General features: G+C 37.3%; 7 protein-coding genes. 2 read left to right on the top strand and 5 right to left on the bottom strand.

Annotated features, from left to right (window positions below):
* On the bottom strand, window positions 1-228 hold a 228-nt coding region (locus EDF66_RS25885; protein ID WP_243656148.1), incomplete at its 3' end, for a cysteine peptidase family C39 domain-containing protein.
* 451 nt (window positions 229-679) lie between these two features.
* Between EDF66_RS25885 and EDF66_RS25880 the strand changes: the two genes are divergently transcribed.
* Window positions 680-1,822, top strand: coding sequence for a hypothetical protein (locus EDF66_RS25880; RefSeq protein WP_132846208.1), 1,143 nt, complete (start codon window positions 680-682; stop codon window positions 1,820-1,822).
* 115 nt (window positions 1,823-1,937) lie between these two features.
* Here the strand turns inward: EDF66_RS25880 and EDF66_RS25875 are convergent, their stop codons facing one another.
* Window positions 1,938-2,120 (bottom strand): hypothetical protein, encoded by a 183-nt coding sequence (locus EDF66_RS25875; protein WP_132846207.1) that lies wholly within the window; start codon window positions 2,118-2,120, stop codon window positions 1,938-1,940.
* Window positions 2,121-2,601: 481 nt separating this feature from the next.
* On the opposite strand from EDF66_RS25875, the gene EDF66_RS25870 reads away from it, so the two are divergent.
* Window positions 2,602-2,820, top strand: a complete 219-nt coding sequence (locus tag EDF66_RS25870) for a hypothetical protein (protein WP_132846205.1) — start codon at window positions 2,602-2,604, stop codon at window positions 2,818-2,820.
* Between the two features lie 55 nt (window positions 2,821-2,875).
* Here the strand turns inward: EDF66_RS25870 and EDF66_RS25865 are convergent, their stop codons facing one another.
* The 3 genes from EDF66_RS25865 to EDF66_RS25855 all read right to left on the bottom strand — a co-directional run.
* On the bottom strand, window positions 2,876-4,081 hold the full coding sequence (locus tag EDF66_RS25865) for a TlpA family protein disulfide reductase (protein WP_207898801.1): 1,206 nt from the start codon (window positions 4,079-4,081) through the stop codon (window positions 2,876-2,878).
* Window positions 4,082-4,109: 28 nt separating this feature from the next.
* A complete protein-coding gene (locus tag EDF66_RS25860) occupies window positions 4,110-5,468 on the bottom strand; it encodes a RagB/SusD family nutrient uptake outer membrane protein (RefSeq protein WP_132846201.1) in 1,359 nt (452 codons plus the stop codon).
* Window positions 5,469-5,496: 28 nt separating this feature from the next.
* Window positions 5,497-8,274: SusC/RagA family TonB-linked outer membrane protein (locus EDF66_RS25855; protein ID WP_132846199.1), on the bottom strand; the 2,778-nt coding region annotated here is incomplete at its 5' end.

Genomic DNA, 8,274 nt, shown 5'->3' with positions numbered 1-8,274 from the left:
TTCTTTTAACTGCTCAATCGACAACTGGACACCATAGGTACGAAAACCCAATTTTTCAGCGGCTTCACTAATTCCCAACATATTTACACCATTCTTTGTTGTTTGGCATAATTTCCGTATTTTATGTATAGAGATTAGCTTACCATAATGTTTAAATATGATACGGAGACAGGTGGCACCACAGTCCATCTCATCCATCTGTTTATAATGTGGGAATTGCTTTAACAAAATCAGGTATTTGATTTAATTTGATTCTATATTATTAATTGTAAATATACAATCATTACTTTAAAAAAAATATAAACAATTCTCTTTAAAAAATCAAAGTTAAAATAACTAGACAGCAAATAACATGTGCATATCCATAAGACTCCATTTTAAAAATCTATTTTCTTGTTTTCAGATTTATCAAATATGATTAATAATATCGCTCGTGGAGAAATAGATGCAACTCCAAATAGTGAGCCCGCATCAAATTGACCTTTTCTGCATCTGAAAAAATAAATACAGAGATTGTTAAATAAAACGGATCTACGTATAAACATAAATTAAAGATATTTACAACTTTTAACATAATCCTCTATGCATTTTTCTCTACTGCGAGAAAAATAATTTGCAGGCATTATATTTCTTTCTTAATTTTAATATAGTATATATTTAATAAACCTATTTTAAAATTATGATTAGAGTATTAATAAACCTCGGCGAGGCCATAGCGGTCTATGGTATCCTTCATCAAAACAAAGAAGAAGATGAGCAGACCCAAAAAGCATTGTTAGATGCATTGAAAGAAATTGAGATCAATTCCAATCATATGTACACCAGGTATGGAAACCATAAAATGGCCCAAAAATCATTCCGTATATTTTACAGTCAGCTTCGACTGCTATTTAATATTATTTACCGTAAAAAAAATCAGCAGGTCGATTCTGTCATTCTAAAATTCCACGAACTCTTTCAGACTTACGAAGACATCTACAGTCACGATATGGATCTGGAAGAGCCATTGACACACTATCAGCATCACCTTTTAAAAGTAGAGATAATGGGGGAATTTCCAACTTTAAAAGATGCACTAATAAAAAAAGGTATAGGGCAGTATCTATTATTAGAAATCCAGTCTGCAATAGAAAGCTATCTCATTGACAATAAAATAAAGGTTTGTTATTATCATTATCTTTTCTTCAATAAATTATTACAATCGCTCACTTATATCGCACAGGATAGCCGAAACAAAGATTGGGAGCGTCGTTTTATCGAAACTATGATAAATATCAATTTCAACCATATGGGCTTTTTCAATCGCTGTTGCGAACTAATAAACTATCAGCTTCAAAACCTTTGCGAGGACCATCAAATTATGTGTATTGATATAAACGGGCTTCGAATAAGCCAAGCCTCCCGTGATCCTAAATTATACTTTGATATTACCCGTAAGCATCTTGCAGACCTCCTCATCGAATATGCGGAACAAAGAAAAACCATAAAAAAACCAAGATGCTTATCTACATCAGATACCGAATCGAAAGATTATACCGGTGTCTTGAGCAATTTAACTGCAGGTGGTGCCAGCACCTTCTACCATTACTTTCAAAAAGAAAACTTTTTAAAAGCAGAAAATAAGAAGTCAGGTGCTAAAAACTTTGCAAGTAATGTGAAATTAAGCAATGGGGCTAATCTAACGGAGGCACAGCTCCACAAATTTGACAAAGGCAAACATCGTAATGACATTAGGAGTTTAGCCATAAAACTGAGAGCTATCCTCGAGCAGATTGAAATTGATTTAGATAATTCATATGGATCATCTAAAAATAAGCGCTAATACTGCTCAAAAAAATCTTTCCCATGGTCTACCTTCTTTTTTAAACTAAAAACGAAGGTAGACTAAAATAATTTGCGAATTCGCTAGGATGTCTTTAAAAGACAAATTAATTTCCTCAAAAATCCTCCTCCATACTACCCTCTGAACTGTTTTTTGCAAGAATCTCAATTTCTTGTAAAAAGGACAAAAATCCCAAAAATCTTAAAAAAAATCGTATTTCTATTTTTTCAACTGCCTTTATATCTGTTTCAACAGTTGTTTGCAAAAAAATCACATCGTCCAGAATTCCTAAAGCCATGCTATATATTTGAATTGGAACGTACGAATAAAGTATTTCGAACGCTTCCCAAAAGTGACTATTTCGAGCAAATAAAAAACGTGATAGTTCCTTTCGAAAAAATATTAATCGTCGGTGATGTGTAGGATGCCGCCCGTTAATGTGAAACCAGCCATGACTCCCTAGCTCCAAAAGAGCTAGGGTTTCAATGACTTAAATTTAAAAGGAATATTATGAAAACAGATAAGACAAGTATCAAGCGATACAGACAAAAATCTGCAGTCTTCCCCACAGGCGGGTAAGAGCAATAAAAGCCCTGCTGTTTATCTTTATGATAGATACACCCTTCGGGGTAACTCAGCAGGCCGAACCGTAGAATTGACAAACTGCACCTCGCAACCAAGGATAAATCAATTTTTCAGTTTATTATTAAAAGAGGGCAGTTCAAAATTTTTAAAATTGTCTGCAATAATAAACTTCATTTTTACTAAAGAAGACAAAAATGGCACTTTTTCAATTAAATAATCAAGATGAACCGACGAATCCGTCGAGTTACACATTAGCATCAGGAACACCGAGCTGTTCCGGTGATCAGCAGATCTGTACAATAGAAGCTACTAATTCTGGAGGACAACCTGTTATAGACACAAACTTACTGAAACAAATGGTAAGAGCACTTAACAGGCACACAAATGAGCCTCTTGTTAAGTTGCAGGGATAGCAGATAACACTTTGCTAGAAATAGACCGGAAATTAAAACCTCCGGTCTATTTTTTTTATAATTCTGTAATAATCAGTTTTTGAATTGGACGTACTGCTTTTGAAAGTTTCAATCCATTTTCAGACAGTTGCTGTTTCAAAGTTTCAAAATCATCTGAACCTTTTATCGTTAGCAACCTCATCTCATCAACATCTTTGAGAACAATTGGTGGTATTGTCGGATACATTACCTCCAGCAATCCCATTTTTAATGCCAATGGCTGCCCAGTTTTTTGCCCTGCATCAACTTTACTTGTAGACTTAACTTTTTCTACTAACCATACCTGAGCCTCAAGATTTTCCAAGCGGGCATTTAATCCCAATTTATTATTTAGATCTGCTACAATACGAGTCATCCGTTCTACCTCGGAAAGATAACTTGGTAATATGGATTCATAACCGATACTATTTAGCTGCTCCCAGATCGACTGCACAACTGAATCAGGTTTTTCAAAATAAGAACGATCGGAAACTTCCAAAACAATACGTTCCTTTTTCATCAGAGGAAGTTCATTTATTATCGAAAAAGCGTAAACATAGGCTGTTACGACAGGAACATTAACCCAGCTATCACGAATAAGACCAGAAGACAGTGTATCAGAGGAATAAGATAGTTTAGCTCCATTGATATACGGCATTATAGCCGAAGAAACAAAATACTGTTTCATTGACTCATCACTGGATGGATCAAAACTATAAAAGTCATTCTTTTGAGGCCAACTATTAACATCTTTCTCCGCTAACATTTCATCTATATACTGCGCTTCAAGCATATCTGCATTTGTGATCGCTTTTACTATTCCTTTGTAGATCCACACCACATGTGGTACACCCTGATATGGAAAAGTCTCTTTTAAGGCAACATCAGCATATCCGACAGGTAGTTTATTATCTTTAACCGTTTCATTTTTACTAAAAAAGTTTTTCACCCGCTCTCTCTTTTCTACTGTAACCGGCAATATTTGGATACGCGAATCAAAATGCTTTTGCAGTTTATTGTTCTTAGGCATAGCTGCTATACAGGAACCACAAGACGTTGTAAAAAAATCTAATATCAAGAGCCTGTCTTCATATTTTTTTAAATCAATTTCAGCCTTCTCTGCGTTAAGAACCTTTACCAGCTCTTTATACTCGTACAGGTCTCCTACTTTTAAAGCCTTTTCCTGTCCATTTACCATTGCTACTACAATCATTAAATAAAAGCATAGTATTCCTTTTATCATAGTTATTTTCATCATCTCTTCTTTTTAATTATCTAGGATTTTGCTCAAGATTTGCATGCCCCATAATCTCCAATGGAATTAAAAAAGCATATCTTTTATCGTCCGGTGTCAATTTATACTCTTTACCGTTAAGCACACGTGTTATTTCTTTCTTATAGTCAAGTTCCTGATTCAGGCGTCTTAGATCCATCCAGCGGATATTGCGCATGAGCAGTTCCTTTCTTCGTTCTTCAAGTATAATACGGAGCGCTTCAGCACTACTACCTGCAGTAAAAGGAATAAAGGAATTTTTATTCCACCGTGTTACCATTAGTTCATTCAACTTTTTCATAGCGAGCTGCACCTTATTATTCCGGGCATAGGCCTCTGCCAATGTCAGATAAACCTCATCTATAGCAATTCCTGAGAATGCAGATGAATAGGCATCTCCACTGTATTGCCCCTTAAAAGAATAAAGACCATCGTCATTGATTGAAAAAAACAACTGTTTTCTTAAATCATCCTCGTCATATGACTGATAAAGCTCATTGTTTATGCGAGAAACTGATGGGTAGATAATTTCACTTGTCAGTGTAGTTGCATCAAAGAGTACCTCTTTATTAAACTTTTGAAAAGAAGGATTAAGATCGGTACCGATCGTATTATAATCCAATAACGTATTATCCAGTTTTAAAGATGCATCCGCCATTTCTTCTGCCAATCCGAAATCGGATATCACTAATGCCACACGTGCTAAAGCCGCGCATGCGGCCGCTTTTGAAGGACGACTTTTATAGCTGCTGGCATCTGGCAGCAATAAAACTGACTCCTTCAGATCGGCTATAATCTGTGCATAAGTTTCATCCAGTGATGCCCGCACGGAAGGATAATCAGCATCCGGTGATAATCGCAGCGGCAAACCCAAGGTAGTTTTTGCTGTAATTTTGTTATAAGGCAATGTAAAGACATTTGCGAGCTGAGAAAGTGCATAAGCCCTAAAGAATAAGGCTGTACCTTTAATCCGATTAAACTTATCACTATCCAAACGATTATCGATCGTCTTTAACACTTCTAGTACCTGATTTGCAATAAGGACCACTTTATACGGCCCCTGCCATTCATCATAAGCAACATTCACATCGTTCTCCCAGATATAGGTATCCCGCTGCGAAACAATACTCAGTGACATCCATGTCGGATCTGATAAATAAAGATCATCAGAAGCTGTTTCTCCAGAAACTGGAAACATCGTGTTCATTTCCGAATAATTATCTAAAAGTGCATCACAATCTGTTAGATTATTGGGAATAGTCATTCTTTGGTCCGGTTTCTCGTCCAAAAATTTATCACAGGACATAACAAGCAGCAGTCCTATCATTATTGCAATGTGATATAATATCTTTTTCATAATAAGTTGATTTATAAGTTGATTTCCACTATATCCCGATATTTACTCCCAGAGAAATGGATAGCGGGTAAGGTATTGCATCGCGATATTCAGGGTCGATACCTAACTTATTAGCCCGCCAGAGAATCACATTTAGATTCTTGGCAAAAGCATAGACCGAAAGACTTTTGAAATATCTGTTGCTTGCAATGCGATATGAAAGATGGATATCCTGTAACCGTAAATTATCGCCCTTTTCCACCAAGACCTCCGAGCGGTTAAAAAAATCGCCCCGATACGAATTCAAAGGATAGCTCACCGAGGGCACAACGGTAAACAATTCGTCTCCCGGCTTTTGCCATCTACGACCATAGTCTGCATGACCGCTACGGTTTTCAGCAGCTTTAACATCCGAAAAGCTTTTTCTAAAGAAATAATGCCCCCATCTAGCTTGCAGATTCACTTTTAATGAAAAATTACCATAGTTAAACTCGTTGCCTAAAGAACCATAGAAAACAGGAACTCCAGGACCGACATCACGGATATTATCCATCGAACCGTTCACTATATTATTATAATCTGTACTCTGCACATTGCCTTCATAACCAATAGGATTACCAGTTTCATGTTCAAGTCCCGCAGATCTAAAAGCAAATACAGCACCTACATCATGGCCTTCCATCATAACAGAACTTGCGGTACCCGCATTCTGCGCATAATTGATCGGATAAGGATACTTATAATAATACTTAGCAACTTTAGTCCGGTTACGGCTCAACAGGAGCGTGCTACCCCACGAAAACTCGCCTACTTTCAGATTCGTACTGTTCAATGTCAGTTCAATTCCTTTTCCATCCAGCTCACCCCCATTTGTTAAAATAGATTCATAACCTTTTGTAGGATCAATAGGTACACTGGTCAACAGATCCGTCGAACGTCTGCGGTACCATTCAAATGAACCATTGATCCGGTTTTTTAAAACCGCAAAATCTAATGCCACATTTACTGTATTAATCTTTTCCCATCTAAGAGCAGGATTTGAAGGACTCGATAAAGTTGCATAGGGTAATCCTGTTGTATAATCAGACCCGCTATAATACAATATCGGGAATCCGCTGCTGCTGGTATTCGATTTTCCTGCAAAACCATAGGTAGCTCTCAGCTTTAAACTGGATAACCAATTGACCTCGTAAAACGGTTCTTCATGTATCAACCAGGCCATACCTGCTGACCATAAAGGTTGCCACTTGTTATTGGATTTAACACCAAACAGATTGGAGGCATCCTGTCTTACACTGCCCGAAAGCATATACCTGTTCTTATAGGCATAATTCACATTGCCATAATAAGAAAGATACCGGTCTATCCTGTACTCTGGCTGGATCAGATCTTCAATAGCATTTCCGCCAACTTTCCGGTTGAGGATTGGATTTAAACTGACAAAATCCACAGGAATATGACTGAGGTTGTCTTTATTAAAACCGTACATCACGTAAGAACTTCGTGAATAAGTGCGCTGCCGTATCTCTGCTCCTGCCATCACATCAATTTTATGGCGTTCAGATTTATCTACTAAAGAATAATCTGCCTGAAAACGTCCCATATTACTCCAGGTCTTATCGTTGATATCGTATAAACGATCTCCGACAGGAACAGGCCTTTTAATAATTTCATGATCATTCCACCGTGTATATAGATTGATGATATTGCGCATGGCATATGAACCTATGCCCATCCAGTCCTGGATATTATTGTGTACAGATTGATGCGCATACATGACCTGTAAGTTCAGTTTTGAGAACAACGTATATTTTAAGGCTAGATTAATAGAAAGATCTACGGGATTGCTTGTATTACTGTTTTGGTGCACTTCGGCAAGTGGATTGTAGCTCCAGTCCAATAAACGACCATTTCCGGCAGTGTCGCGATAGATCTTTTTATATGTTGCCAGTTCAATCTGGCGCGGATTTCCCTGATCATCTACCAGCCGTAAATATGGCCATGCTCCACCACCGCTTCCTGCATCAAGAGTTCCATAAGATATGCGCGAATTAATACTATTGTCTGAGGATCTAACATTTGTATAAGCCATATCAGCTGTTATCTCCAAATCTTTTACAGGTCTGGCCTTAAGTGATGAACGAAGTGTGGTCCTCTTCACAGTTGACATCTCCAGATGTCCTTTATTATTATCATGGCCCAAGGATAGTGAATAAGCCAGGTCACGGTTACCGCCGGAAATATTTAAAGCATACTGCTGATTAAATTGATTGCGGTAAACATACCTGCGGTAATCATCTCTGATATCATATTCTTTAAATTTCGCTATTTGCTGATCGGCTTCAGCCTGAGTAATTTTATGTTGCCGCACAGCATCCAAAAGCTCAACGACAGGACTCATAGTCGGATAGCTGGTTTTATCTTTTAATTTACGGTCGAAGTATCCTTTGTCAAAAAGAAAAGATTCGTATTCAATAAAGTCACTGCTCTTCATAAAAGGTAACGCATAAATATCGGGTTTATCGACGACTGTAATGTTAGAATTGAAGGATAAGGAAAACGGTGCATTGTATTTACCCTTCTTACTTGTGAGCACCATCACACCATCACCGGCACTTGTACCCCATATGGAGGCAGCCACAGCATCTTTTAAGATCGTGACACTCTCTATATCATTTGGATTGATATTACGGGGATCACCTTCATAAACGACATTATCCAAAACGATTGTCATCCCCGCATCGCCGATCATTTTTGAACTCCCTCTAATATTAAATTGATATTGAGGCACATCATTATAAGCTGCTCGATCTAAAAATTGATAATC

Source organism: Sphingobacterium sp. JUb20 (genome assembly GCF_004342035.1).
GTDB classification, from domain to species: domain Bacteria; phylum Bacteroidota; class Bacteroidia; order Sphingobacteriales; family Sphingobacteriaceae; genus Sphingobacterium; species Sphingobacterium anhuiense.
Note: the sequence above shows the minus strand (reverse complement) of the source record. Positions and strands in the feature narration are given on the sequence as shown.

Coding starts and splice junctions, on each gene's coding strand:
- EDF66_RS25880 (WP_132846208.1), top strand. CDS start 680: ATGATTAGAGTATTAATAAACCTCGGCGAGGCCATAGCGGTCTATGGT.
- EDF66_RS25875 (WP_132846207.1), bottom strand. CDS start 2,120: ATGGCTTTAGGAATTCTGGACGATGTGATTTTTTTGCAAACAACTGTT.
- EDF66_RS25870 (WP_132846205.1), top strand. CDS start 2,602: ATGGCACTTTTTCAATTAAATAATCAAGATGAACCGACGAATCCGTCG.
- EDF66_RS25865 (WP_207898801.1), bottom strand. CDS start 4,081: ATGATAAAAGGAATACTATGCTTTTATTTAATGATTGTAGTAGCAATG.
- EDF66_RS25860 (WP_132846201.1), bottom strand. CDS start 5,468: ATGAAAAAGATATTATATCACATTGCAATAATGATAGGACTGCTGCTT.